Origin of the sequence: Cribrihabitans neustonicus, assembly GCF_048820895.1 — a bacterium.
Classification (GTDB): domain Bacteria; phylum Pseudomonadota; class Alphaproteobacteria; order Rhodobacterales; family Rhodobacteraceae; genus Cribrihabitans_A; species Cribrihabitans_A neustonicus.
In genome coordinates this window covers 367,753-392,644 of the sequence record NZ_JBMERQ010000001.1, presented here as the reverse complement: position 1 = coordinate 392,644, position 24,892 = coordinate 367,753, and the positions used below count along the sequence as shown (strand labels likewise).

Annotated in this window: 26 protein-coding genes and 1 other RNA gene; 11 read left to right on the top strand and 16 right to left on the bottom strand. The window is 66.6% G+C overall.

Annotated features, from left to right (window positions below):
• Nucleotides 1-17: 17 nt before the first annotated feature.
• The 12 genes from ACOHWE_RS01900 to ACOHWE_RS01845 form a co-directional block, all read right to left on the bottom strand.
• Nucleotides 18-1,052: a cysteine synthase A gene (locus ACOHWE_RS01900; RefSeq protein ID WP_420663689.1), complete on the bottom strand. Its 1,035-nt coding sequence runs from the start codon at nucleotides 1,050-1,052 to the stop codon at nucleotides 18-20.
• A gap of 69 nt (nucleotides 1,053-1,121) precedes the next feature.
• Entirely contained in the window at nucleotides 1,122-2,246 is a 1,125-nt protein-coding gene (locus ACOHWE_RS01895; RefSeq protein ID WP_420663688.1) for an NUDIX domain-containing protein, read from the bottom strand.
• A 33-nt stretch (nucleotides 2,247-2,279) separates the two neighbouring features.
• On the bottom strand, nucleotides 2,280-2,720 hold the full coding sequence (locus ACOHWE_RS01890) for a TrgA family protein (RefSeq protein ID WP_420663687.1): 441 nt from the start codon (nucleotides 2,718-2,720) through the stop codon (nucleotides 2,280-2,282).
• 43 nt (nucleotides 2,721-2,763) lie between these two features.
• On the bottom strand, nucleotides 2,764-3,969 hold the full coding sequence (locus ACOHWE_RS01885) for a class I SAM-dependent methyltransferase (RefSeq protein ID WP_420663686.1): 1,206 nt from the start codon (nucleotides 3,967-3,969) through the stop codon (nucleotides 2,764-2,766).
• A gap of 69 nt (nucleotides 3,970-4,038) precedes the next feature.
• Nucleotides 4,039-5,460, bottom strand: coding sequence for a cryptochrome/photolyase family protein (locus ACOHWE_RS01880; RefSeq protein WP_420663685.1), 1,422 nt, complete (start codon nucleotides 5,458-5,460; stop codon nucleotides 4,039-4,041).
• A 26-nt stretch (nucleotides 5,461-5,486) separates the two neighbouring features.
• A complete protein-coding gene (locus tag ACOHWE_RS01875; RefSeq protein WP_420663684.1) occupies nucleotides 5,487-6,713 on the bottom strand; it encodes an aminotransferase class V-fold PLP-dependent enzyme in 1,227 nt (408 codons plus the stop codon).
• A 459-nt stretch (nucleotides 6,714-7,172) separates the two neighbouring features.
• Nucleotides 7,173-8,813, bottom strand: coding sequence for a BCCT family transporter (locus tag ACOHWE_RS01870; RefSeq protein WP_420663683.1), 1,641 nt, complete (start codon nucleotides 8,811-8,813; stop codon nucleotides 7,173-7,175).
• 54 nt (nucleotides 8,814-8,867) lie between these two features.
• The gene (locus tag ACOHWE_RS01865; RefSeq protein WP_420663682.1) at nucleotides 8,868-9,290 is read right to left on the bottom strand and encodes a universal stress protein; all 423 of its coding nucleotides are present in this window, start codon (nucleotides 9,288-9,290) and stop codon (nucleotides 8,868-8,870) included.
• A gap of 275 nt (nucleotides 9,291-9,565) precedes the next feature.
• Nucleotides 9,566-10,555: an MDR family oxidoreductase gene (locus ACOHWE_RS01860; RefSeq protein WP_420663681.1), complete on the bottom strand. Its 990-nt coding sequence runs from the start codon at nucleotides 10,553-10,555 to the stop codon at nucleotides 9,566-9,568.
• Nucleotides 10,556-10,610: 55 nt separating this feature from the next.
• Nucleotides 10,611-11,699 (bottom strand): dimethylsulfoniopropionate demethylase, encoded by a 1,089-nt coding sequence (locus tag ACOHWE_RS01855; protein ID WP_420663680.1) that lies wholly within the window; start codon nucleotides 11,697-11,699, stop codon nucleotides 10,611-10,613.
• Nucleotides 11,700-11,713: 14 nt separating this feature from the next.
• Nucleotides 11,714-12,346 (bottom strand): DUF1326 domain-containing protein, encoded by a 633-nt coding sequence (locus ACOHWE_RS01850; RefSeq protein WP_420663679.1) that lies wholly within the window; start codon nucleotides 12,344-12,346, stop codon nucleotides 11,714-11,716.
• Between the two features lie 18 nt (nucleotides 12,347-12,364).
• The gene (locus tag ACOHWE_RS01845) at nucleotides 12,365-13,135 is read right to left on the bottom strand and encodes a DUF2182 domain-containing protein (RefSeq protein ID WP_420663678.1); all 771 of its coding nucleotides are present in this window, start codon (nucleotides 13,133-13,135) and stop codon (nucleotides 12,365-12,367) included.
• 164 nt (nucleotides 13,136-13,299) lie between these two features.
• Between ACOHWE_RS01845 and ACOHWE_RS01840 the strand changes: the two genes are divergently transcribed.
• The 6 genes from ACOHWE_RS01840 (at nucleotide 13,300) to ACOHWE_RS01815 (ending at nucleotide 17,517) form a co-directional block, all read left to right on the top strand.
• A complete protein-coding gene (locus ACOHWE_RS01840; protein ID WP_420663677.1) occupies nucleotides 13,300-14,037 on the top strand; it encodes a FadR/GntR family transcriptional regulator in 738 nt (245 codons plus the stop codon).
• 83 nt (nucleotides 14,038-14,120) lie between these two features.
• Complete coding sequence (locus tag ACOHWE_RS01835; protein ID WP_420663676.1) at nucleotides 14,121-14,312, top strand: aspartate aminotransferase; 192 nt, start codon at nucleotides 14,121-14,123, stop codon at nucleotides 14,310-14,312.
• A 139-nt stretch (nucleotides 14,313-14,451) separates the two neighbouring features.
• Nucleotides 14,452-14,802: a transfer-messenger RNA gene (gene ssrA, locus ACOHWE_RS01830) on the top strand.
• Between the two features lie 246 nt (nucleotides 14,803-15,048).
• Nucleotides 15,049-15,486, top strand: a complete 438-nt coding sequence (locus tag ACOHWE_RS01825; protein ID WP_420663675.1) for an ester cyclase — start codon at nucleotides 15,049-15,051, stop codon at nucleotides 15,484-15,486.
• 167 nt (nucleotides 15,487-15,653) lie between these two features.
• Complete coding sequence (gene chrA, locus ACOHWE_RS01820; RefSeq protein WP_420664657.1) at nucleotides 15,654-16,901, top strand: chromate efflux transporter; 1,248 nt, start codon at nucleotides 15,654-15,656, stop codon at nucleotides 16,899-16,901.
• Between the two features lie 142 nt (nucleotides 16,902-17,043).
• Nucleotides 17,044-17,517: an SspB family protein gene (locus tag ACOHWE_RS01815; protein WP_420663674.1), complete on the top strand. Its 474-nt coding sequence runs from the start codon at nucleotides 17,044-17,046 to the stop codon at nucleotides 17,515-17,517.
• Nucleotides 17,518-17,856: 339 nt separating this feature from the next.
• On the opposite strand, the gene ACOHWE_RS01810 is transcribed toward ACOHWE_RS01815, so the two are convergent.
• Nucleotides 17,857-18,372 (bottom strand): hypothetical protein, encoded by a 516-nt coding sequence (locus ACOHWE_RS01810; RefSeq protein WP_420663673.1) that lies wholly within the window; start codon nucleotides 18,370-18,372, stop codon nucleotides 17,857-17,859.
• A 304-nt stretch (nucleotides 18,373-18,676) separates the two neighbouring features.
• Between ACOHWE_RS01810 and fumC the strand changes: the two genes are divergently transcribed.
• The 4 genes from fumC to ACOHWE_RS01790 are packed head-to-tail and all read left to right on the top strand — an operon-like array spanning nucleotide 18,677 to nucleotide 20,719.
• Nucleotides 18,677-20,071 (top strand): class II fumarate hydratase, encoded by a 1,395-nt coding sequence (gene fumC / locus ACOHWE_RS01805; protein ID WP_420663672.1) that lies wholly within the window; start codon nucleotides 18,677-18,679, stop codon nucleotides 20,069-20,071.
• Nucleotides 20,071-20,250, top strand: coding sequence for a DUF4169 family protein (locus tag ACOHWE_RS01800; RefSeq protein ID WP_420663671.1), 180 nt, complete (start codon nucleotides 20,071-20,073; stop codon nucleotides 20,248-20,250). The genes fumC and ACOHWE_RS01800 overlap by 1 nt, the downstream gene beginning before the upstream one ends.
• On the top strand, nucleotides 20,247-20,465 hold the full coding sequence (locus ACOHWE_RS01795) for a ribbon-helix-helix domain-containing protein (protein ID WP_420663670.1): 219 nt from the start codon (nucleotides 20,247-20,249) through the stop codon (nucleotides 20,463-20,465). The genes ACOHWE_RS01800 and ACOHWE_RS01795 overlap by 4 nt, the downstream gene beginning before the upstream one ends.
• 23 nt (nucleotides 20,466-20,488) lie before the next feature.
• A complete protein-coding gene (locus ACOHWE_RS01790; RefSeq protein ID WP_420663669.1) occupies nucleotides 20,489-20,719 on the top strand; it encodes an N-(5'-phosphoribosyl)anthranilate isomerase in 231 nt (76 codons plus the stop codon).
• Nucleotides 20,720-20,782: 63 nt separating this feature from the next.
• On the opposite strand, the gene ACOHWE_RS01785 is transcribed toward ACOHWE_RS01790, so the two are convergent.
• From ACOHWE_RS01785 to ACOHWE_RS01775, 3 genes are all read right to left on the bottom strand, one after another.
• Nucleotides 20,783-22,153: a cytochrome P450 gene (locus tag ACOHWE_RS01785; RefSeq protein ID WP_420663668.1), complete on the bottom strand. Its 1,371-nt coding sequence runs from the start codon at nucleotides 22,151-22,153 to the stop codon at nucleotides 20,783-20,785.
• On the bottom strand, nucleotides 22,150-23,367 hold the full coding sequence (locus tag ACOHWE_RS01780) for a hypothetical protein (RefSeq protein ID WP_420663667.1): 1,218 nt from the start codon (nucleotides 23,365-23,367) through the stop codon (nucleotides 22,150-22,152). Before ACOHWE_RS01780 ends, ACOHWE_RS01785 begins: the two co-directional genes overlap by 4 nt.
• 372 nt (nucleotides 23,368-23,739) lie before the next feature.
• Nucleotides 23,740-24,492 (bottom strand): cytochrome c biogenesis CcdA family protein, encoded by a 753-nt coding sequence (locus ACOHWE_RS01775; protein ID WP_420664655.1) that lies wholly within the window; start codon nucleotides 24,490-24,492, stop codon nucleotides 23,740-23,742.
• A gap of 93 nt (nucleotides 24,493-24,585) precedes the next feature.
• On the opposite strand from ACOHWE_RS01775, the gene ACOHWE_RS01770 reads away from it, so the two are divergent.
• On the top strand, nucleotides 24,586-24,819 hold the full coding sequence (locus ACOHWE_RS01770; protein WP_420663666.1) for a sulfurtransferase TusA family protein: 234 nt from the start codon (nucleotides 24,586-24,588) through the stop codon (nucleotides 24,817-24,819).
• Nucleotides 24,820-24,892 lie beyond the last annotated feature (73 nt).

Sequence of the window (24,892 nt, the reverse complement as noted above, 5' to 3'; positions counted from 1 at the left end):
AGCGGAAAATATGGGTGTCATACGTCCTCGAAAACACCGGGAATGGAGGCCGGCGTGTGGGTCATCCACTCCGGCACCGGCAGGTTCTTCTCGCGCAGGAACTCGGGATTGAACAGCTTGGACTGGTAGCGGGTGCCATAGTCGCAGAGGACGGTGACGATGGTCTTGCCCTTGCCCAGATCCCTGGCCAGGCGCACCGCGCCCGCCACGTTGATGCCGGAGGAGCCGCCCAGCACAAGGCCTTCCTCGTGCAGCAGGTCAAAGACATAAGGCAGCGCCTCGTCGTCCGGCACCTGGTAGCTGAAATCGGGGGTGAAGCCTTCGAGGTTCTTGGTGATGCGGCCCTGGCCGATGCCCTCGGTAATGGAGGTGCCTTCGGACTTCAGCTCGCCCTCGGTGTAGTAGGAATAGAGCGCGGCGCCCATCGGGTCGGCGAGGCCGATCTTCACGCCCTTGGGCTGCAGCGCCTCGGCCACGCCCGCGAGGGTACCGCCGGAGCCCACGGCGCAGACGAAGCCATCGACCTTGCCGCCGGTCTGCTCCCAGATCTCCGGGCCGGTGGTTTCCGCATGGGCCTGGCGGTTTGCCACGTTGTCGAACTGGTTGGCCCAGATCGCGCCGTTCGGCTCGGTCTTAGCGAGCTTCTCGGCGAGGCGCTGGGAATAGCGCACGTAGTTGTTGGGGTTCTTGTAAGGGGCCGCCGGCACTTGCACCAGCTGCGCGCCCGCCAGCCGCAGCATGTCCTTCTTTTCCTCGGACTGGGTTTCCGGGATCACGATCACCGTTTTGAAACCCATTGAGGCGCCGACCAGCGCAAGGCCGATGCCGGTGTTGCCGGCGGTGCCTTCGACGATGGTGCCGCCGGGCTTCAGCTCGCCGCGGGCGACGGCGTCCTTGATTATGTAGAGCGCGGCGCGGTCCTTCACCGACTGGCCGGGGTTCATGAACTCCGCCTTGCCGAGGATCTCGCAGCCGGTTTCGTCGCTGACCCGGTTGAGGCGGATAAGAGGCGTGTGGCCGATGGCGTCAGCCAGATCGCGTGCAATGCGCATGGTATCCCTTTCGATCGTTCATTCGAAGATGTAGCCAAGGGTGTGCCGCTTCACAAGGCGCGAAGCGGATCAAGGCGCGGCTGAGCGCAGCCTTTCACGGTGACGCGCGAGGTACAGCGCCGCGGTGACCAGCGGCAGGTCCTGATAGATCTGCGTGTCGATTCCCACCATCAGCTCGCCGAAGCTGAGGCGCTGGCTGCGCAGATCCTCGCCCTCCCCCGCGACGCCGCCGCCGCCGTTGATATCGCGGAGGTCGGTGAGGCCGACAAAGATGAAGATCACCTCGGCCAGGGCGCCGCTGGAGGGATAGGCGCGGGTGACCGGCTCAAGCCTGGTGATGGTAACGCCCGCTTCTTCCTGCGCCTCGCGGATGGCGGTCTGCTCCGGGGTCTCGCCCGGGTCGATGACGCCCGCCACCGGCTCCCACATCCAGGGGCTGGCTTCGCCCATCATGAAAGGCGGCGTGCGGAACTGTTCGACCAGCAGCACCTCGTCGCGCACGGGGTCATAGGGCAGCACCACCGCGGCGTGTCCGGCCATCGGGGCGCAGCGGGTCAGAACCGGACTCATGCTGCCATCATAGCGGCGGAACTGGAGGTCCATCTCTTCCATCGCGAAGAAGTTCATGTAGGCGCGGCGGTGCTCGTGCACGATGACGTCCTGCGCGAGGTCATGCGCCGGGTCCGAAGGCCGTGCCCGGGCCGCAAGCCAGGCCGCGGCGCGGCGGCGCACCGACGGGAATACCTCCGCCACTTCGGCGGCCGTCATCCGCCCGCGGTAGGCCATCACCTCCTCGGCGGCGCGCAGGGAGAGCGCCCCCCAATCGCGCACCCAGGCGGCGAGGTCCCACGGCCCGGCGGTTTCCCACTGGCCCGGCTCGGGAAAGTAGACCTCGGCCCGGGCCTCCCGTCCGTCCGCGCAGAGCACGGAGACAGGCTTCAGCGCGTAGTCGAACCCGCCTTCGTAGAAATTGAGCGCATCGAGATCGTCCGCGGAAAGGTCCCGCACCAGGATGCCCTCGGCCTCCATGCCTGCGCACTCCTCGATTGACGGGAAGGGCTGGCCCTTCACTTGGAAGACGCCGAAGCCCGGCAGCCGGGCGGCTTCGGCATTCAGCGCCTGGCCTGCGCGGCCCAGCACCAGTTCAAGCAAGGGAAGATGGCGCAGGGTGCCATAGAGAAAGAGATCAGCCACGGGATATAACCTGTTATTTAAAAGTGAACTTGCCTAGCGCCAGCGGCGGGAGGCGTTTTCGGTCGCAAGCCCCGCCATGACTCCGCCGATGACCAGCGTCAGCAGCACAGCCGGCACGGCGATGACGAAAAAGTAGTCGAGTGCGATCACGAAGATCTGCGACAGCGCTTCGAACGGGCCATCGTAGCGGTGGCGCATGGCGAGGCGGAACATCTCCCAGGCGCCTTGGATGAACAGCGCCCAGAGCACCATCACCGCCATGCCGGTGAGCCCGTTGTTAATGGCGGGCACCAGGCCGCGGCCCGCGCGCTTGCCCATCACAACCCAGCCGCATACCAGGCCCAGGGCGGTGTTCACATGCACGAAATAACCGAAGTCGGTGCCTTCCGGCATCAGGGGCATCACCAGAAAGGAGACGGCAAAACCCAGAAGCGCCAGCGACAGTGCGGCGGTGGCTCGGGCTCCGTTTGGCATCAGGTCGGCTCCTTGCGGGCGCGTCCCTGCCCCGGACTTGGGATCAGCGGCGCGCGATGGTGATCTGCGTCACGTCGCAATTTCCCGATTTGAAGGCGCCAGCGCAAGAGGTGAGGTAAAAGTTCCACATCTTGCGGAAGCGGTCGTCAAAACCCAGGCTGGCGATCTGCTCCCAATGGCTGTTGAAGGTATCGTGCCAGCGCCGCAGGGTCTGGTCGTAGCTGTCGCCGAACTCGATCGAGCGGACGACGCCGAGGCCGGCCTTCTCCACCTGCTCGCGCAGCACTTTCGGCGAGGGCAGCATGCCGCCGGGGAAGATGTGCTTCTGGATGAAGTCGACACCCTTGCGGTAGACCTCCCAGCGCTTGTCGGCAACGGTGATGATCTGCAGCGTCGCCCTGCCGCCGGGCTTCAGCCGGTCGCGGATGGTGTTGAAATAGGCAGGCCAGTATTTCTCTCCCACGGCCTCGAACATCTCGATCGAGGCGATGCCGTCAAAGGTGCCCCTGCAGTCCCGGTAGTCCTGCATGCGCAACTCGACCCGGCCGGATAGCCCTGCCTTTTCAATGCGCTGCTGGGCGTACTTCAACTGTTCTTGGCTGATAGTGAGCCCGGTGACGCGCAGGCCGCGCTCCTTCGCGGCATATTCGGCAAAACCGCCCCAGCCGCAGCCGATCTCCAGCACGTGGTCACCCGGTTTCACCCCCATCTGGTCCACCAGTGAGGCGTATTTGGCGCGCTGTGCTGCCTCCAGGCTGTCTTGTCCGTCCCGGAACAGGGCGCTGGAATAGGTCATCGTGTCATCGAGCCAGAGACCGTAGAATTCGTTCCCAAGATCATAGTGATAAGAGATGTTCTTCTTTGCCTGGCTGCGGTGGTTGCGGTGCAGCCAGAAGCGGAAGCGCTCGTAAGCGCGCAAAAGCGCCTGGCCGCGGAAATCGTCATAGGCGGTCTCGGCCTCGATATGCACAAGATCCATGAAGGCCTGCAGGTCGGTGCTGCTCCACCAGCCTTCCAGATAGGCATCGGAGAAGCCGAGGTCGCCTTCGCGGATCAGCCGGGCGAAGCAGTCCGGGTGGTGGATGTGCAGGTCCGCCACCGGGCCGGGCCCTCTGCCCTTGGCGCGGAAGATGCGCCCGTCCGGCAGGTGAATGTCGAGCTGGCCGCCTTGCATCTGCTGCACCTTGGCAAAGACCTGCGGGAAGTAGCGCGGCAGATCCTTCTGGCCCTGGGTATCGGTCAAAATCATCCCGTATCTCCTGCAACCTCTGGTAAAAATGCTAGGACGCAGGCGGGGGTCTGGCAAGAAAACTGTTTGTCAGCTTGTGTTTCTGTTGCCGTGGTAGGCTTCGAGCGCGCGTTCGCGCCCCTCCTGGAGGCCGATGATGGGCTGGGCGCGCTGCATGTCCGGGGAGAGGTCCCAACTGAGCGGGATCGCGTCGAAAAAAGCCCGGGCGGTTTCGGGAGGCTCCTCCTGGCCTTCGGCGATCCAGCGGCGGACGTAGGCGCCCTTGGGGTCGAATTTCCCGAGCTGGCCCTCCGGGTTGAAGATGCGGAAGAAGGGGCTGGCGTCGGGGCCGGAGCCAGCCACCCATTGCCAGCCCATCGCGTTTGAAGCAGGGTCCCAGTCCACCAGGCAGTCCCCGAACCACTTGAGCCCGATTTTCCAGTGCACCATCAAGTGCTTGGTGAGGAAACTCGCGGCGATCATCCGGGCCCGGTTGTGCATCCGGCCGGTGGTGTAGAGCTCGCGCATCGCAGCATCGACAAAGTCGTAGCCGGTCTGGCCGCGCTGCCAGGCGGTGACGTTCCCGTCCTCATTCCCGCGCCAGGGGAACCTCTGCCATTCTTCGCGCCAAGACTGGTCGAGGATATGCGGGGAGTGGAACATCAGGTGGTAGGCGAACTCGCGCCAGACAATTTCCTTGAGGAAGGTCTCCGCCCCCTTGCTGCCGTGCTGCATCGCGTCCCGGCCGGCGTGCCACATGCGGTGCGGGCTGATTTCGCCCCAGGCGAGGTTTTCCGACAGGTTCGAGGTGCCGCTGGTGCCCGGCAGATCGCGCTTTTCCTTGTAGTCACTGAGCCGTTCGCTGCGGAACTCCTCCAGACGGCCGCGCGCGGCCTCTTCGCCGACGCAGCAATGGGCGGCGACCACATCGGCGCCGCGGCGCATGGCGGCGCCCATGTCCCAGTCTTGCAGGTTATCGCTTGCGGGCCAGTCTTCGGGGGTATTGAGCCGCGGCGCAGGCAGCAGCTCGGCCACCTCGCGGGCCCGCACTGCCTTCCAGAAGGGCGTGTAGACCTTGTACATCCCGCCGGTCTTGGTCTCCACCGTCCAGGGTTCGAACATCAGGCGGCCGCCGTGGGAGGCGGCCTCCAGCCCGTCCTGCGTCAGTGCAGCCTTGACATCCTTGTCGCGGGTAATCGCCTGCGGGTCATAAAGCCGCTCCCAGTGGATGGCGCGTGCGCCGGTCTCCTGCACCAGCTTGCGCAGCACCTCCAGCGCGGGTCCGCGGCGCAGGATCAGGCGGGAGCCCGCCTTCTCCAGCGTCTTGCCAAGATGGCCAAGCCCGAGGCCGAGGCGGAACTTGGGCGCAGCACCAAGGTCCTCCTCCTGATCGTCAAGGATATAGACCGGGATCACCGGCGCGCCGTCCTTCGCCGCCGCGGTGAGCGCCGGGTTGTCGGCGAGCCGCAGGTCGCGGCGGATCCACCAGATCCTCGGGGCTTGGCTGCTCACGATGCGGGCTCCTTGTTGCTGCGGCGCTAGAGGACCCGGTCCAGCGCCTCGATCAGCCGCGCGACCTCCTGGGGCGCGGTGTAATGGGTGAAGCTGACACGCAGGACGCCCTCGCCCGGATCAATGCCCATCGCATGAAGCGCGCGCACCGCGTAGAAATCGCCGCCGCCCGCCATGATGCCGTGTTCGGCGAGCTGGGCGGCAACCGGCTCGGCCGGGCGATTGAGGGCCAGTGCCACGGTGGGGGCGCGGCAGCTGGCCTCACCGGGGCCGAGGAGGCGCAGGCCGTTGCGGGTTTTCACCGCATCCAGCAGAGGCTGCAGCAGGGAGACCTCCTGCTTGCGCATCAGGTCGTGCACAAAGGCGCCGCGCGCGGAAGGGGCGGTATCGGTGCAGCCGTGATGGGCGGCAAGCGCGTCAAAATAGTCCGCCATGCCCGCCGAGGCCGCGACCTGGGCGTGGTCCGGGCCTGCCGGCGTGAAGCGCTTGTAGAGTGTTCCGGCGTTGAAGAAATGCGCCTGGTTCGGAAGCACCTCTCCCAGCCCGCGGCGGATCACCATCACGCCCTGATGCGGCCCGTAGGTCTTGTAGGCGGAGAACATGTAGATGTCGGCCCCCAGCGCGCCCACATCGGGCAGCCCGTGTGGCGCATAGGAGACACCATCGACGCAGACATAAGCCCCCGCAGCATGGGCGATGGCGGTGATCTCGGCGACCGGGTTGATCTCCCCCACCACGTTGGAGCAGTGCGGGAAGCAGACCAGCCGCACCTTGGGATCCAGCAGCGCTTCCAGCCTGGCCGGGTCGAGGTGCCCGGTCTGCGGGTCGATCTGCCATTCCCGCACCTCGATCCCCGATTCCGCCAGGCGCCGCCAGGGGCCGGAATTGGCCTCGTGGTCCTGATTGGTAACGATGATGGCATCGCCGGAGTTCAGGTGCTGGCGGAAGGCCTGCGCGAGGACGTAGGTGTTCTGCGTGGTCGAGGGGCCGAAGCTCAGCTCGTCCGTCTCCACCCCCATCAGCGCGGCCAGGCGGCTGCGGGCTTCGTCCATCTCGGCGCCCGCAAGGCGGGAGGCCTCGTAGGGCGCATAGGGCTGCACCTTGCGCTGGGTGTAGAACCGGGTAAGCCGATCGATCACCTGACGGCAGGTGTAGGAGCCGCCGGCGTTCTCAAAAAACGCCTGGCCCTCCAGGCAGGGTTGCGAGAAGGCCGGGAACTGGGCCCGGACAAAGTCCAGATCAAGGGTGGTCATCGCGTCTGTCTCCTCTACTTGCGCGCCACGGGTGGGGATCTGCCCGCACATGCACGAGGACGGTCCCCGGAACATGGCAGGTCTTCCAGCCGAGCCGCGGTCCCGTGAGTGGTCGGAGGGAGCGCAGGCAGCCCGGAACCGCTTGCGCAGTCCGGACAGAGAGATGTGTAAAGGAGGGCGGCAGGCGCGGTCAAGCGCCCTGCCCCGCCGCCAGCACGGAAGCGCGGAGCCGCGCGCTGCCGACGCGCGCGGGGGCGATCCTGAGGATCGTGGCTGGCAGTTTATGGCCGCCAAGTCCGTACGACTGTTCGAGGGCACTCCAAGCCTCAGCCAAATCGCCGCCGCCTGGGCGCGCGCCGGCGATGCGCGGCGGCCTTCGGCCTTGTTCCGCGCAGTCCCCTGCACGGAAAAACGCCCCGGCGGAAGGCCGGGGCGTTTTCGGGTCTCGTCAGGCAGGCTTCAGCGCGCTTCGGTGCGCAGGCCTTTGAAAATCGCCCAGCACATCAGCAAAAGCACGATTGTAAAGGGCAGACCGGTGGAGATCACCATCGCCTGCAGTGCCGCAAGCCCGCCGCCGAGCAGAAGCGCGATGGCGACCGCACCTTCGAAGATGCACCAGAACACCCGCTGCGGCACCGGCGCGTCAACCTTGCCGCCCGCGGTGATGGTGTCGATCACCAGCGAGCCGGAGTCCGAGGAGGTGACGAAGAAGACGATCACCAGCACGATGCCGATGAAGGAGGTGATCGAGGCCAGCGGCAGCTCACCCAGCATCCGGAACAGCTGCAGCTCCAGGGCCGCGTCCTGCGCCCCGGTGTAGCCGTCGGAAACCACCTGCTGGATCGCGGTGCCGCCAAAGACGCTCATCCACAGCACGCAGACGAGGCTGGGGATCAGCAGCACGCAGATGATGAACTCGCGCACCGTGCGGCCGCGGCTGACGCGGGCGATAAACATGCCAACGAAGGGCGACCAGCTGATCCACCAGGCCCAGTAGAAGGCGGTCCAGCCCTGGCTGAAGTTCACGTCCTCACGGCCGACCGGATTGGCGAGCGCGGGCAGATACTCCAGATAGGCGCCGAGGCTGGACAGGAACCCCCAGAGGATCTGCAGCGTCGGGCCGGCCAGCAGCACGAAGATCATCAGCAGGAACGCCAGCCCCATGTTGAACTCCGACAGCACCTTCACGCCGCCGTCGAGGCCGCGCAGCACCGAGATCAGCGCAATGGCGGTAATGGCGGAGATCAGGATCACCTCGGTAGTGGCCCCGGTGGGGACCCCGAACAGCTCGAACAGGCCCGCATTGGCCTGGGTCGCGCCGAAGCCGAGCGAGGTGGCCAGGCCGAACAGGGTGGCGAACACCGCCAGGATGTCGATCACATGGCCGGTCCAGCCCCAGACCCGCTCGCCGAAGATCGGGTAGAAGGCAGAGCGGATGGTGAGCGGCAGGCCCTTGTTGTAGGTGAACAGCGCCAGCGCCAGCGCCACGATGGCGTAGATCGCCCAGGGATGCAGCGCCCAGTGGTAGATGGTGGCCGCCATGCCGAGGCGCACGGCCTCTGCCTGGTCGCCCGCCGCGGCACCCAGCGGTGCCCAGTCGGTGCGCGCGCCGCCGCTTTCGGGCACGGCGGTGCCGCCCATCGCGGTGGAGTAGTGGCTCAAGGGCTCGCTCACGCCGTAGAACATCAGCCCGATGCCCATGCCCGCGGCAAACAGCATCGCGAACCAGCCGAGGTAGCTGTAGTCGGGCGCCGCCTCCTTGCCGCCGATGCGCACGCTGCCCCAGGGGGAGACGATCAGAAACAGGCAGAACAGGACGAAGATGTCGGCAGCGCCGAGGAAGAACCAGTCGAAGCTGCTGGTGACCGCCGGGCGCAGCCAGCCGAAGACGCTTGCGGCCTGCTCCGGAAGGGCCAGCGCGTAGAACACGAAGAGGACAATGGCCACACCCGAAATCAGGAAGACGGGATTGTGGATGTCGACCCCGAACGGGCCGATCTTCGTTTCGATATTGTCCTGGCCGATTTCATATTCGGTGTCGATGACATCGGATTCGCCCTCCGGGGCGGGGATGCCTTGATTTGTGGTTTCGTCGGCCATCGAGGCCTCCTTTTTTTCTTGGTCTTGTGCAGGGTTGAGCGGGCAGCCGGCGCGTCAGCTGCCGCGCACCACCAGTACAGAGATGTCCGCCTGCGCCGCGATGCGGCCGCCATGGGCGTGGAACAGGTAGTCGCTGATGCCCGGAATATGGCTGGCCATCACGATCAGATCGGCGCCAATGTCCTTGGCTGCCTGCAGCAGGGTTACGTCGAGATCGACGGCGGGGTCGTGGCTGACGCAGGTGTGGCCGCTGACCGTGAGGCCGTGGCGGCCGGCCACGTCTGACGCAAAGGCGTCGAGCTTCTCGCCGTATTCCTTCGGGTTATGCGCAAGAGACCCAGGCAGCGCCGAGGTCACGCCGACCAGCACGAGGCCGGCCTGGTTGTTGCGGTGCGCAATGTCGGCGGCCGCCTGCAGCGCCTTGTCCAGGCGGCTGGCATGGGCCAGGTCGACGGGCACCATGATCTTTGAAAACACGGATTTCCTCCCCTCTGTTATACGATGCGGGCAGGGGCGCGGTTGCGCCGCAGGCCCGCCCTGTCAGCCTGCCGCGGCCCCTGTTGCGGGTCCCGGCAACTGCATTGAGATGACCTAGGGTAACTCCAACTGGCACCTTTTAACAAATAACGCGCGGCGATTGCCGCGCGTTTTCCGACACATACTGGTCCCGGACGCGCGTCCGGACCGCTAGACCTAGCACATCAGGCGCGGACGTCCACCAAGTGGCCGGCCGGCGCCATCATGCAGGGGGCTCAGGCGTTCACATCGACCACGACGCGGCCCTTGACCTGGCCCTTGAGGATGCCTTTTCCAAGCTCCGGCAGATCCGCAAGCGTGGCGGGCTGCACCATTGCCTCGAGCTTGTCCATTGGCAGGTCCTTCGCGATGCGCTGCCAGGCGCGCTGGCGGTTCTCGAACGGCTGCATCACCGAGTCGATGCCGAGGAGGTTCACGCCGCGCAGGATGAACGGGGTGACCAGCGCGCCCTCGATGGCGGCGCCGCCCGCGAGGCCGATTGCGGCGACCGAGGTGCCGTATTTCATCTGCTTCAGCACCCGGCCCAGCATGGCGCCGCCGACCGCATCGACACAGCCCGCCCAGCGCTCGCTTTCCAGCGGCTTGCGGGTCACCTCGGTCAGCTCGTGGCGGTTGACGATCTCAGTGGCGCCGAGCGACTTGAGATAGTCGGCCTGCTCCGGGCGGCCGGTGACGGCGGCGACCTCGTAGCCCAGGTTGGCAAGGATCGCGGTCGCAACCGAGCCGACACCGCCGGCAGCGCCGGTCACCAGCACCGGACCGTGGTCCTTTTCCATGCCCTGATCTTCCAGAGCCATCACGGCGAGCATTGCGGTCAGCCCCGCGGTGCCCACGGCCATTGCCTGCCGGGTGTCCAGGCCTGCGGGCAGCGGCACCAGCCAGTCGGCCTTCACCCGCGCCTTCTGGGCATAGCCGCCCCAATGCGCCTCACCCACGCGCCAGCCGGTGAGCACCACCTTGTCGCCGGGCTTGTAGCGGTCATCCGAGGAGGCCTCCACGGTGCCCGCGAAGTCGATGCCCGGCACATGCGGGTACTTGCGCACCAGACCGCCGCCCGGGCCGATGCAGAGCCCGTCCTTGTAGTTCACGGTGGAATAATCCACCGCCACGGTGACCTCTGCCTCGGGCAGCATGTCCTCGGTGATGTCCTCGACGGCGGCAACGGGCTTCTCGTCGCCCTCCTTGCGTACGATCAGAGCTTTCATCCTGTCTCCTTTCCGCGGGGCTGGCCCGCATTTCCGATTGGCGCCCGGGGCGCCGTCAAATCCAGAAGCCGGGCTTTACCTCGGCCCGGCGCATGCCCAAGGGCGTCTCCACCTCCAGCACGGTGCCCGCGTCCCAGTGCGAGCGCGCAACCATGGCGATCGACACGTTGGTGGCAAAGTCCGGCGACCAGGTGGCGGTGGTGACCTGACCCACCTGCCTGCCGTCCGCCAGCAGCGGCCAGGGCGCGGTGATCGGCGGGATCTCCCCGCTGATCTCCACCGGGCGGATCTGCTGCTGGGGCTCGGCCCGCGCCATCAGCCCGGCCTTGCCGATGTAATCACGCGGCGAATTGACGAACTTGCCCAGGCCGCATTCGAACGGGGTGTTCTCGCGCGTCATGTCGTTGCCGTAGCTGAGCAGCCCGCCTTCGACCCGTTCCATGGTGGAGGGGCAGCCCGCCCGCACCTCAAGGTCCGCCCCCGCCGCAAACAGCGCGTCCCAAAGCGGCATGCCGTATTGACTGCCTTCGACGTAGATCTCGAAACCGCCCTGCCTGGAGTAGCCCGAGCGCGCCACCACGAAGCTGGTATCCTGGAACGGCAGCCGCTTGTATCGGAAGAAGCGGATGCTCTTCGCCTCCTCGCCGAAGACGCGGGCCATCAGCTCATCGGCCTTGGGCCCCTGGACGGCCAGCGGGCTCACGTCCGGCTCCCACACCCGCACGTCCAGCGCCAGCGCATCGGCGATGCCAAGCACGTAGTGCAGGTAGTCGCTGTCGGCGACCGAGATCCAGTAGTGGTCCTCGGCCAGTTTCACCAGCACGGGATCGTTCAGCATGCCGCCGTCGCGGTCGATGGCGGGCATGTAGTAGCACTGGTCGGCCGCCATGCCGTCGAGGTCGCGCGGGCTGATCAGGTCGAGCAGCTCGCGCGCGTCCCTCCCCTGCACCGCGACCTGCCGCTCACAGGCCACGTCCCAGACCTGCACATGGGTCTTCAGATGGCGGTAGTCCTCCTCCTGGCTGGCAAAGACCGAAGGCAGGATCATCCGGTTGTAGACGGTGCAGACTTTCATGCCTGCGGCCTCGACGCCGGGGGAAAACGGCGTGCGCCGGACGCGGCGCGAGGGGAAAATGCTAGCCATGCCCTGCCCTCCGCCTACTTGGGACCGTGCCAGTCGATCTGGCAGATCTCGGCCGAACGGCCGTCGAAGTCCCAGACCCGGCCGAAGGCGCGCACGCGGCCCTTGGTGGCGGTGGCGACGGTGATGTCGGGGCCCATCCAGTATTCGGTGTTGGTCACGACGATGTCCTTGCCGTCCTTGCCCTCGACCGGCACCACGGCACCCTGGATTTTCTTGCCGACCATCAGGCGGCGCTCCTTGCCTTCGGTCTCGAAGGTGACCGGCGCGCGCTCGGCGCCGAGGAACTCGCCCACCAGCATGGAGAACAGGCCGGTCGTGCCGCGGGCCGCACCCGAGAAGATGTTGACCAGCGCGTCATAGGCTTCTTCGGAGGCGCGCTCGTCGATATAGGCCGCCGCCTTCCAGTTGCCGCGGCCCATGTTGCCGGGAATCTCCAGGAACAGGCCGACGTTCAGGCCCGACAGGTCTTCGCCGCCGTACTCGCCCTCGTCGATGCGCACCCCGGCCCAGGCCTGGCAGTGGCCTTCGGTTGGCGGGTGCTTGCCCAGCGACACCACGCAGGGGCAGAAGACGGTGCAGTTGCAGTTGAGGATCAGCTCCCCTTTGATGGTCCAGGGCACGGTGCCCACTTCTGCGTCAAGTGCCATTGATACTCTCTCCCTTGGTCAGACTATGTTGAAGATCAGCCCCGCCGCCCAGAGCAGCAGCGCGGCGCCCAGCGGCCGGGTCACGTAGCGGCCGATTTCAGGCAGTTTCTCGATTACCATGATCAGCGTTGCGAGCCCCATGAAGGCGAGGTTCATCACGCCGCCCGCAAAGGCCAGCAGCATCAGCGCCCAGCAGCAGCCGAGGCAAACAAGGCCCAGCCGCAGCCCGTTGCGCAGCGGGCCTTCGTCCCAGTGCTGCATGAAGAAGGTCAGCGGGCGGCGGCATTTGCTGAGGCAGGCCTCCTTCGCGCCCGAGAACTGGTAGGCCCCCGCCACGATCAGAACCGCCGCAGGCAGCAGCCGCGAAGTGGCATCGCCGAAGGCGTTCAGCAGCCCGGCCTGGTAAAACGCCAGCTGCAGCGCCGCCGCCAGCACGGAAAACCCGAGCCAGACCGCGAGGTAGCCGCCCGCGAGCCGGGCAAAGCTGGTCTCCGCGGCGGTGTGCGACAGGTCCTCGTAGGTAGCAAAGGCGGGCAGCGCCGTGGGTGCCATCATCGCCGCCGACATCAGCGCCCACATCGCCAGGATGCGCAGGTATCCGGCAGCATCCGGTGTGAGGGTGCAGAAGTCGCGCCAGAAATCGGCGCCGTAGATGGCCCCCGCCGCGCGCAGATCGGCTGGCACGGACATCGCGTAAAGCAGTCCCCAGGCGCCGAGGATCAGCGCAAACAGCGCCAGCCAGTGCCAGCCGCCCATGCTGCGGATCTGTTGTGCCACGATGGCCTTCATGCCGCTTCCCTCCCTGTGCGCCCTCTGCGCCGCCCCGGTCTCCCTCCGGTGCCTCCGGCGCGACTCGGTGCTTGCGTTTTAAATGTCAGACTTTTAAATGTCAGACAAATGAAATCGTGCCCCGCGCCCCGGATGGCGCCGCGCCGCCGCAACGGGAATGGCCCATGAAGATCGACCCCAACAGCTCTGCCGGGCTATCGGTGCAGATAGCGCAGGCGATCCGCGAGGCGATCGTCTCGGGCGAGCTGGACGTTGACGAGCGGCTGCCGTCGGAGGCGGAACTGGCCGATCACTTCCAGGTCTCGCGGCCGACGGTGCGGGAGGCACTGAAACGGCTGGCGGCGCAGGCGCTGATCCGCACCCAGCGCGGGGCCTCGGGCGGGGCTTTCGTGAACCGCCTCAGCTTCGAGGATGCCTATTCGCAGCAGATCACCACTTCGACCCTCTTGCTGTCGATGAACGAAGTGAGTTTCGACACCGCCTGCGAGGCGCGCTATGCGCTGGAGCGGGCCTGCGCGCCCCTGTCGGCCGAGCGGCGCAGCGCCGACCACCTGGCGACGATGCGCACGGAGATCTTCCGGCAGTCGCAGCCGGGGCTGACCGACGAAGCCTTCTGCGCCTCGGACGTGGCCTTTCACCGGGCGCTGGTCGATGGTGCGGGCAACCCCGTGCTGTCCTATCAGCTTGCGGGCGCAGTGGAGGCAATGCAGCCCTTGATGAACATGATCACCTTCACCGCCCGCGACCGGCAGGCCATCGTCGCACTGCACCAGAAAATTGCCGACGCGATCGAGGCAGGCAGCGGCGCTGCCGCGGTCGAGGGGCTGCAGGAGCTGGAGCGCGAAACCCGCAAGCTGGCGGCGGACGTCTTTGCCGCCCGCGCGGCGCGGACCGGGGCTTGAGCGCAGCAACGCTTTGCTAACCCTGATGCGGCAGCATCTGCCGTATGGGCACCCCCGGCTCACCCCTCTCTCCGGAAATCTGGATGCGCGGCGTCTTTCAGTGCAAGGCGGTGCAGAACGGCCAGGTGATCCGCCGCAAGATCCGCGACATCGAACGCTACGCCGGCATGGAGGCTTTCCTGGCCGAGGTCAGCGCCCGCGGCTTCCAGGCGGTTCAGAACCGAGGGCAGGTGGTGACCTTCTGCAACAGCGCGCCCTTGCGCCGGCTGGTCTGAGGCAGCTGTTTTCCGGCGCGGAAGACCGCCTGGAATCCGGCGCGGATTTCAGGTTCGGCCCTTGGCAAACCGCCTGCCGCGCAGCGCCTGTTTTCCGCGCCGGATAACAGCCCGGAATCCTCGCTGGATTCAGGCATCCCCCCTTTGCAAACCGGAAAACCTGTCCTATATCAGGGCTGTTCCCTCGTGGAACTATGGACATAAACGCGCTCATAATAAGCGGATCGGACCCGGGGGCGGTACCCGGCGGCTCCACCAGATACCTTCGTTGGGGGAACTTGGGGCCGAAACAGGATCGACGAACGTGTAAAAGGGTTAGCTTTGTCCCGGCGGGGTACCACCGTTATCGGTCCGCTAAGCATAATTGCCAACGACAATCGTGCTCCGGTTGCCCTGGCTGCGTAAGCAGTCCGGAAAACCGAACTTTAAGCCCTTGCGCCTAGCCGCGTAAGGCGGGGTTCGCAGGTACCTGGCAACAGAAACCTGCACTTCCCTCCCCCGGCCATTCAGCCGCCCTCTCCAATCCGGATGTTCCGCCGCTTCGTGTCCGGCCTGCGCCGCTTTGCCGCGCGTGTGGCCGCACCGCATCAGTGGCGCACCGCTGCCAAACCGGGCTATTTCCTTTTCCCGTAACAGATTTCAGGAATGCAAGTGGAGCCCGCGCCCGGCGCAGCAGAGGCCGGTGAACCGGGACCGGCAGCGCGGTCAGGTCAGGAAAGAGCCAAAGGGAGCATAAGTGACCAACTCTAAAGCGGAACTGCTGCAAAACTGGTACGACCGGGCCTGGCGGGATGGCGATCTCAGCGCCATCGACGAAACCTTTCTGCCCGGAACCAGCGCCTCCGGCGTTGTCCCTTCCCTGCAGCTGAGCCGGGCCGACTTTGAGGCCTTCCTCGATGCGCTGCGCAACCTTATGCGCAATATCAAGGTCACCATCGTGCAGTCGATGGAACAGGGTGACTGGCTGGCAGCGCGGCTTCTGCTCAGCGGAGAGAGCGCCGGAACGGGCGTGCCGGTGTCCGCCACGGGCCAGGTGATGCTGCAGTTTCGCGGCGGCAAGATCGCGGCGACCTACGGCCAGCTCGACTACTTCACCCTGTTCGAACAGCTCGGCCAGCTTCCCGCCGACGCCCTGCCCATCTGCCTGACCGGGCAGCGGCTCGACTGGGCCTGACCTCTTGCAGGCCGCGGGTTTGACCCCCGCAAACGTCTGGCCTATGGCTGCTCTGCTCACCCCGCGCCCGCAAGCAGGAGGCCACGATGGGAAACACTCAATCCGCAGGGCCCGAAGGCCCTTCCGCAGCCGGAGCGGGCGCGCCGCCGCGTCCCGCCTGGGGCGAGATGCTGCGGGTTTTCGGCCGCATCGGGATCCTCAGCTTCGGCGGCCCGGCGGCGCAGATCGCGGTAATGCACCGCGAGCTGACCGAAGACCGCCGCTGGCTCAGCGAGGACGGTTTCCTGCGCGGGCTATCTTTCTGCATGCTGCTGCCGGGGCCGGAGGCGATGCAGCTGGCAGCTTATGCCGGCTGGCGGATGCGCGGCGTGCCGGGCGGGCTGCTGGCGGGGCTTCTTTTCGTGCTGCCGGGCGCGGCGGTAATTGCCGTTCTGGTCTGGCTTTACGCCGCCTACGGCACGCTGCCCGCGGTACAATCGGCCTTCCTCGGGATCAAGGCGGCGGTGGTGCTGATCATCCTTCAGGCGCTCAGGCGGCTGGCGGGCAAGGCGCTGCACGGTCGGATGGCCTGGGCGCTGGCGGGCTTCGGCTTTGCGGCTCTGTTCCTGTTCAACCTGCCCTTCCCGCTGGTGGTGGCAGCGGCGGCGCTGGCGGGGCTGATCCGCGGCGGTGCCGCCGTGCCGGAGCCTGCCGGGGCCGCGCCCTTCCGGCTCCGGCAGACGCTTGCCACCATCGCGCTCTGGGGCGGGCTGTGGCTGCTGCCGCTGATTGGACTCAGCGCTGCCGGACAGAGTTTCCTTGCCAGCATCGGCTGGTTCTTTGCCAAGCTGGCGGTGGTCACCTTCGGCGGCGCCTACGCGGTGCTTGCCTACGTCAGCCAGACGGTTGTGAGCCAGTACGGCTGGATCAGCGCCGGGCAGATGATCGACGCGCTGGGGCTGGCCGAGACCACGCCGGGGCCGCTGATCCTGGTCACCCAGTTCGTTGCCATGCTGGCCGGGCTGCAGAACGGCGGCACGGGGATGTTCCTCGCCGCCGGAGCGGTGGCGCTCTGGGCCACGTTTGTGCCCTGCTTCCTCTGGATCTTCACCGCGGCACCTTACGTCGAGCGCATCGCCTCCCACCCGCGGCTCGGCGCCGCGCTGAAGGCGGTGACCGCGGCGGTTGCGGGAGTGATCCTGAACCTCTCCGTCTGGTTCGCTCTGCATGTGGTCTTTGGCGAAACCGCGATTGCCGGCGCGGGTCCGCTGCACATGCCGGTGCCGGTCTGGCCCAGCCTGGACTGGCAGGCGCTGGTCCTCGTGCTGCTGGCGCCGCTGGCAGCCCTTCTGGTGCGCGGCAACCTGCTGCTTCTGCTGCCCCTGATGGCGGGTGCGGGCCTTGCACTGGGGGAATTTCCCTTTGCGATCAGCTAACTGCGGCGCGACGTTCAGCCGTGCGGCGCAGGGGTGGCGGACTTGGGCATGCGGGCAAAAATAATTTCAAATGCCATTTCGCCGCCCTTTAGTTTCCGGCAAAACACCCTATGCTGAGACCAAAGGAACAAAGGGTAACTGGATGTCCCGCGAAATTGATTACGGCAACCTGATGCATGCCGCCATGCGCGGCCTGATCCGCACCGTGCTGCAGGACGTGGCCGAGAACGGCCTGCCCGGCACCCATCACTTCTTCATCACCTTCGACACCGGCCATCCGGACGTGGAGCTGGCCGACTGGCTGTCCGACCGCTACCCGGGCGAAATGACGGTGGTGATGCAGCATTGGTTCGACAACCTGACGGTGGACGAGGACGGTTTTGCCGTCACCCTGAACTTCGGCGATTCGCCGGAGCCGCTCTATATCCCTTACGATGCCATCCGCACTTTCGTGGACCCGTCGGTGGAGTTCGGGCTGCGCTTTGAGTCCGCTGATGAGGACGACGACGACTCTGACGAGGAGTTCGAGCTGGAGGACGGGCCCGAGAGTGCCGAGGCACAGCCTGCGCCCAAGAAGGACGCAGACGTGGTCTCGCTCGACAGTTTCCGCAAGTAAGGCGGGCGCCCGGCCGGGCGCCGGAGATAGGCCGCGTTTCAGCAGGGAAGGCAGCCGCAGGGCTGCCTTTTTTCAAGGCTGCAGCGCAATGTGGCACAGGCTTCCGCCGGCCGCAAATCATTGCTGCGACGCCGCTATGCGTGCCGCCGCTGCGGAAGAAACACGAAGGCAGATACGCGCCGCCGGCGCGGCGGCGATGAACGGCTTTTCTCCTTCTTTCCGAACCGCCTCGCCGCCGGCACAGCGATCAAAGCAGTGAGCTCCACCGCGCCATTTGTGCAGCCGGCGCAGACTGCGGCCGGGCTTGGGCCCAGGTGACAGCGTGACGGTACCGGCCCGTCAGTTCCGTTTCAGGAAGGTCTGCAGGACCCGCATCGGAATACCGTTGCGGTGCGAGGAATAGACCAGTTCCAGCCCTCCCGGGGCCAGTGTGCGGTCGTATTGCTGCATTTCATAGTCGCCGTTATCCGCTACGAAGAGCGAAAAGACGGTGAGCGTATCGCCCGCAATGCGCGCCCAGACATAGGGCTCACCCTTCATCGGGTCCAGCTGCACCGCATGGCCAAAGACATTGCGCGTCATCGCTGCCGCGTAGACATCGCCGCGGCCACTGGGTTGGAAGGTAATCTCGTAGGTCTTGGCCTTGCGGCGGCCGTCGCTTTTGATCGTGACCGAGGTCCAGCGCAGGGTGAAGCCGTCCTTGCTCTCACGGATCACCACGCTCATGTCCCGCGGCTCGGTCTTGCCGCCGGGTTTGACCACCTCGGCACTGCCGCTGTACTCGCCGGCAAAGGCGGAAATATCGGCCCGCACCACCGGAGCCAAGAACAGCAGAGCCAGCAGGGCCAGCGCCATAACGGCAGCCCTGCGGATTCCGCCCGCCCGGACCATTCCGGCGGCCGGCAGGCGGCCGGCAGATAGATGGGTCAGCACCTTCTCCTCCTCTTCCGCGCCGCTGCGCGATCCCGTGCCCGCGCATGGTACAGATAGCCCACCCGCATGCAATGGCACCCCCTCCGCCGGTGCATCAAAACCGCTGGGTGAATTCGGCCTATACCTCGCAGAGGGAAACACTATGCTGCGCGCAACTGGCCAGTTGTCCCGGCCCGGGGCGCAGGCTAAACGGCATACGAAAGCATACTCAACGGAGAGAAGACGAATGTCCGCTACCCGCACCGAAACTGACAGCTTCGGCCCGCTCGAGGTCCCCTCTGACAAGTACTGGGGCGCCCAGACCCAGCGCTCGATCATGAACTTCCCGATCGGCTGGGAAAAACAGCCGGTGGCCATCGTGCGCGCGCTCGGTGTGATCAAGCAGGCCTGTGCCATGGCAAACAAGGCCTCGGGCAAGCTGGATGCGAAGATCGCCGACGCGATCATCCAGGCGGCAAGCGAAGTCGTCGCGGGCAAGTTCGACGACAACTTCCCGCTGGTCGTATGGCAGACCGGCTCCGGCACCCAATCGAACATGAACTCGAACGAGGTGATCGCCAACCGCGCGATCGAGATCCTCGGCGGCGAGATCGGCTCAAAGGACCCGGTGCACCCGAACGATCACTGCAACATGGGCCAGTCCTCCAACGACACCTTTCCGACCGCGATGCATATCGCCACCGCAATGAGCGTGCGCGACGTGCTGGTTCCCGGCCTGACCAAGCTGGCCGAAGGACTGGAAGCCAAGGCGGAAGAATTCAAGGACATCATCAAGATCGGCCGCACGCACACCCAGGATGCGACCCCGCTGACCCTGGGCCAGGAGTTCGGCGGCTACGCGCATCAGATCCGCCAGGGCCTGGCGCGGGTGGAGGCGGCGATGCCCGGCATCTATGAGCTCGCGCAGGGCGGCACCGCAGTGGGCACCGGGCTCAACACGCAGGCGGGCTGGGGCGAGACCGTGGCGGCCAACATGGCGGAGATCACCGGCCTGCCTTTCGTCACCGCGCCCAACAAGTTCGAAGCACTTGCGGCACATGACGCCATGGTGTTCCTTTCCGGCGCGCTCGCGACCATCGCGGGCAGCTGCTACAAGATAGCCAACGACATCCGCTTCCTGGGCTCCGGCCCGCGCTCGGGCCTCGGTGAGCTGATCCTGCCGGAGAATGAGCCGGGCTCCTCGATCATGCCGGGCAAGGTGAACCCGACCCAGGCCGAGGCGCTGACCCAGGTCGCCGCGCACGTGATGGGCAACGATGCTGCCATCAAGTTTGCAGGCAGCCAGGGCCACTTCGAGCTGAACGTCTACAACCCGATGATGTCCTACAACCTGCTGCAGTCGATCCAGCTCCTGGGCGATGCGGCGGACAGCTTCACCGAGCGCATGCTGCTCGGGATCGAGGCCAACAAGCCGCGCATCCAGAAGCTGATGCAGGAAAGCCTGATGCTGGTGACCGCTTTGGCGCCGACCATCGGCTATGACAACGCCACCACCGTTGCCAAGACCGCACACAAGAACGGCACCACGCTGAAGGAAGAGGCGATCCGTCTCGGCTTCGTGGACGAAGACACCTTCGACAAGGTGGTGCGGCCCGAGCAGATGATCGGCCCCAAGGGCTGATGTCCAAGCCGGTCAACCTTAACCGGTACCGGAAGGAAAAGGCGCGGGCCGCGAAGAAGGCCCGCGCTGACCAGAACGCCGTGGCCTTTGGCCGGAGCAAGGCGGAGAAGGAGCTGGAGAAGGCGAAGCGGTCGCAGGAGACCCGGCGCCTCGACGGCCACAAGCGCGAGGACGAATGAACAGCCGCCCGCGCAAGCATTCGCTGACCCTGCGGGGCCACCGCACCTCGGTTTCGCTGGAGGAGGACTTCTGGCAGGCCTTCCGCGAGATTGCCGCCGAGGACGGCCGCGCGATCAACGACCTCGCCGCAGAAATCGACGAGGCGCGCGGCGAGGACTGCGGGCTGGCCTCGGCCATACGGCTCTTCGTGCTGCGCCGCTTAAGGGCGCGTTAACCAGTTTGCCGCAGCATGCGGGGATGGCTCATGTGGTTCGCCCGGTTTCGCCCGAGTTTTGGATGCACCAGATTTTCGACGTGAAAGCCGCGCGCCAGGGCGGCGTGGTGCGGCGCAAGCTGCGCGATGTGGAGCGCAACGTCGGACTCGCCCGCCTGCAGAAGGAATTGCAGCGCCGCGGGTATCACGCGGTGATCAACGGCGATCAGGTCGTCATCTTCTGCAACAACGAGCCGATCCAGCCGCTGTGCTGAGGCCGGTACTGAAGCCTGGGCTGAGGCCAAAGTTTTCCAAAAAAACTTTGGCCCAAACTTTTTTCAGAAAAGTTTGGGTCCCCGCTGCGCCAGGTCCAGCCAGATCCCGTTTCGCGACCGCACGGTCAGATGCGCGGCCGGAATCGGCGTCTTCCCCTCTACCGGTGTCACCCGGAACCGGCGCAGGATCATCGACAGCAGCAGCGGCCCCTCCACCATAGCAAATCCCGCACCCGGGCAGACGCGGGCGCCGGCAGAGAACGGGATGTAGGCTTCGCGCGCGCAGCGCTTGCCGTTCTCCGTTGCCCAGCGGGCGGGGTCGAAGCCGTCCGGGTTTTCCCACAGCCGCTCGTGCCGGTGCAGGTGCCAGGGGCTGAGCACCAGCTGCGCGCCCTTCGGCACTTCCCGGTCGCGGAAGCGTTCCGGGCAGCGGGCCTCGCGCACCATCATCGGCACCGGCGGGTAGAGCCGCAGCGCCTCGCGGAAGACGTCGCGGCTCACCTTCAGCCGGGACAGCGCCGCGAAGCGTTCGTCCGAGAGCGCCTCAGCCTCCGCCGCCACCTGCTCCTGCCACTCCGGGTGCAGCGCCAGCAGGTAGAGCGCCCAGGCCAGCGCCGAGGCGCTGGTCTCGTGCCCGGCGAGGAAGAAGATCGCGACTTGATCCACCATCTCCTCCGCGCTGAAACGCGCGCCGGTTTCCGGATCAGGGGTGGTCATGATCTTGGTTGCAAGATCCGGCGGCGCCTCCCCTGCCGCGATGGCTGCCTGCCGCTCCGCCACCAGGCCTTGGATCAGCGCGCGGATGCGGGCGGCGCTGGCGCGGGTGCCGCGGCGGAACAGGCGCGGGATCCAGCGCGGCAGCGGCACCAGGGCGCCAAGGTTCAGGAGCGGCTGGCTGGTCTGGTAGGCGCGGAAGCGGGTGAAGACCTCGGCCGCAACCGCGTGCTCGATCGGGATCGAGAACAGCGTGCGGAAGATGACGTCCGCCGCGGCGTGGGAGGCCTCCGCCTCGATCTCCACCGGGCCATTTGCGGCGCTGAGCCGCGCCACCGCGGCGTCGGCCGCAGCGCGCATCGCGGGGTAGCTGTGCTTCAACCGCCCGCCTTCGAACGCCGGGTCGATGATGCGCCGCTGGCGCTGCCACTCCGCGCCGTTGGTGAGGAAGACCGACTTGCCAAGCAGCGGCCGCAAGCCTTCGGCGATGCGGTCAGACTTCGGGAAATCCTGGGGCCGCGCCCTTAGCACCTCCTGCACCAGATCGGGCTGGTTGAGCAGGAAGGAGCGGAAGAAGGGCGTGCGGAACTCCGCCATCCAGGCGCGGTAGAGCCGCGCAGGCTGGGCCGAGAGGATGTCCTGCCGGAACAGCTTTGCATACCGCCATAGCGGCACGCGGCCGGGCCGCGCGGCGGGTTTTGGCGGCAGGGTATCTGTCATTCGGCGGCCACCTCCGCGGTCACGGATGTGAACTTCGAAACCGGCACGTCGATGCGCGACTTCGAGGGCTGGCGGCCGCGGAAGCGCGCGGCCAGCGTCTGCGGGCCCGCGGTGATACGGAAATAGTCGTAATCGCCGGGCTGATCAAAGGCGCAGAGGTACTGGAAATGCAGCCGGAAAAAGCGCCAGCGCAGCGCCTTCCAGCGGGCCGGGGAGAGCGTCTGGGTGAAGGCGGCGGAGATCACCAGCGGCCAGCGCTTGGCGTCCGTGGCAACCCCGCTCACCGCAACCGGATCGCAGAGCGCGAAGGCGCAGCCGTCGCCGGGTGCGGTGACGTCGACCCACGCGATCTCGGCGTTCTGCGACAGCAGCCGCAGGTCCGCGCGCAGCTGCGCCGCGCCGGGCAGAAAGGAGACCATCGGCACCACCTGCCCCAGCGTCAGAAACCCCAGCGCCGGGCGGTCCGCGGGCAGGCCCGCGCGCAGCATCCCGGCCAGCACCGACACCCCCAAATGCGCACCGGAGGAATGGCCCACCACAAGCACCTCGTCCAGTTCCGGGTCTTCCAGCGCCGCGGTGATGGCGGCGCGGAACTCCCCCAGCCGGGTCTGGAGGTCCTCCGGGTAGGCGCCGCGGGCGGCCGCGGTATGGGCGTAGTCGTGCATCAGGTAGTAGGCGAATAAAACACCGTCGCGCGCCTTGAACCAGCGCAACAGCGCATAGCCGCCGGCGAGACCCAGCGCCCAGCCTGCGGCCGTCACGATCCCGCCGCCTGCCCCACCCAGCGCCGCCAGCGCGCCGGTCCCGCGCGCGACGCCCCAAGCCAGCAACAGCGCCAGCAGCGCCTGCGCCAGCAGCATCGCCAAGGGGTAGAGCGCCGCGATCACCGGCCCCTTGCGCAGCCGCATCAGCTGCCTAAGCGTGCCGGTGGAGATATAGATCCAGGCGGTGCGGGCCAGTTGCAGATAGGTGCCCGCGATCGAGGCCGCCATGCTGCCGCGCACGAGGTCGGACCAGACCAGCACCTCGACCTGCGCCTCCACCGGCGCGTCCTCAATCTCAGCCGCAACCTGCCAGCCGTGGCCGCCTGCACCGGGCTTGCCGGCAACCGCGATCCGGTAGCCGGAGACCGCGGCCTGCGCGGCGCATTCCTTGCGGTAGAGCTCCCGGTAGCGGCGCGGATGAAAGGGATCGTAACCCGGGATATAGAACACCCGGCGCCTCCGCACCTGATCGATCCGGCCCGTTTGCTGCTCCACGTCCTGCCCTGCCCTCTGCCTGCCGCGCCAGACTAGCAGCGCGATGGCTCGAGGGTAAGGGAGATGCGGTCAACCCGGGGTTAAGAAGGCTCGGCGGAACCAAGCGCGGAGCCGCGCATCGCCGGCGCGCGCGGGGGCGACCCGAAGAGTCCAAGCTGGCAGTTTATCCCGGCCAAATCCGTAGACCCTCTCGAGGAACCGCCCAGCCTCGGTCAAATCGCCGCCGCGTGGGGGCGCGGCTGCGATGCGCGGCGGCCTGGCGGCCTTGTTCCGCGCTGAGGAACAACCACCGCCGCATGAAAAAGGGGCCCGCTGGCCCCTTTCAGATCAGCCCAGCAGGGCGAGCGCCGGGAAGGTTTCGAGGAGCCACCAGGAGAAGCTGGTGAACAGCCCGGTGACGAGCGCGACGCCGACCACCACCAGAAGCCCGCCCATCACCTTCTCGATGGTGCCCATGTGCCGCTTCATCCGGTTCATCAAGGCCATCGAGCGGTTGAGGAACATCGCCGCCAGCAGGAAGGGCACGCCCAGCCCCGCGGCATAGACGCCCAAGAGCACGGTGCCGCGGCTGACCGAGGCCTCGGAGGCGGCAAGCGACAGGATCGCGCCCAGCTGCGGGCCGATGCAGGGGGTCCAGCCGAAGGCGAAGGCCAGCCCCAGCACATAGGCGCCAAGCGCCGAGCCGCCCGACTGTCCCGCCTCCATCCGCGCCTCGCGGTCCAGGAGCGGAATGCGGAAGACCGAGAGGAAATGCAGGCCGAAGACAATCACCACCACGCCCGAGACCTGAGCAAACAGCTCCTGGTTCTGCAGCACGAAGGCACCGAAGGCGGAAGCGGTGAAGCCGAGCAGCAGGAACACGGTGGAAAGCCCCAGGACAAAGAACAGCGCCGCCAGCACCGCCTTGCGCCGGGCCGCCGTGGTTCCCTGGATCTCGTTGATGGAAACACCGCTCATATAGGCCAGGTAAGGCGGCACGATGGGCAGCACGCAGGGCGACAGGAAGCTGATCAGCCCGCCGATCAGCGCCACGAACATGGCAGGGAGCAGCCCTGCGTCGATGATCTCGATTCCAAACATGCCCCAGCCATAAGCCACCCCGCGCACAAGGTCACTGGGCCCTGTGGTCACATCCTTGTGGACAGGATGAAATATCCGTCATATCTGCGGGTTATGAGCGAGATCAACGAGACTTTGGATGCCATCGGCCTGCTCTGCCCGCTGCCGGTGCTGAAGGCCCGCAAGCGGCTGAAATCCCTGGCGCCGGGGGCGGTGCTGGAACTGCTGGCGGATGATCCGGCAGCGGTGGTGGACGTGCCCCACTTCTGTAATGAGGCAGGCCACGAGTTTCTTGGCCACCGGGAGGCCGAAGGCCACCAGATCTATCTGATCCGCAAAGGCGGCTGAGGCCGCTGAACTTCCTTTACCGGCAGCCAGGAGCCCCGGAATTCCGCCGGAATTCCGGCTCGGAAAACGCGTG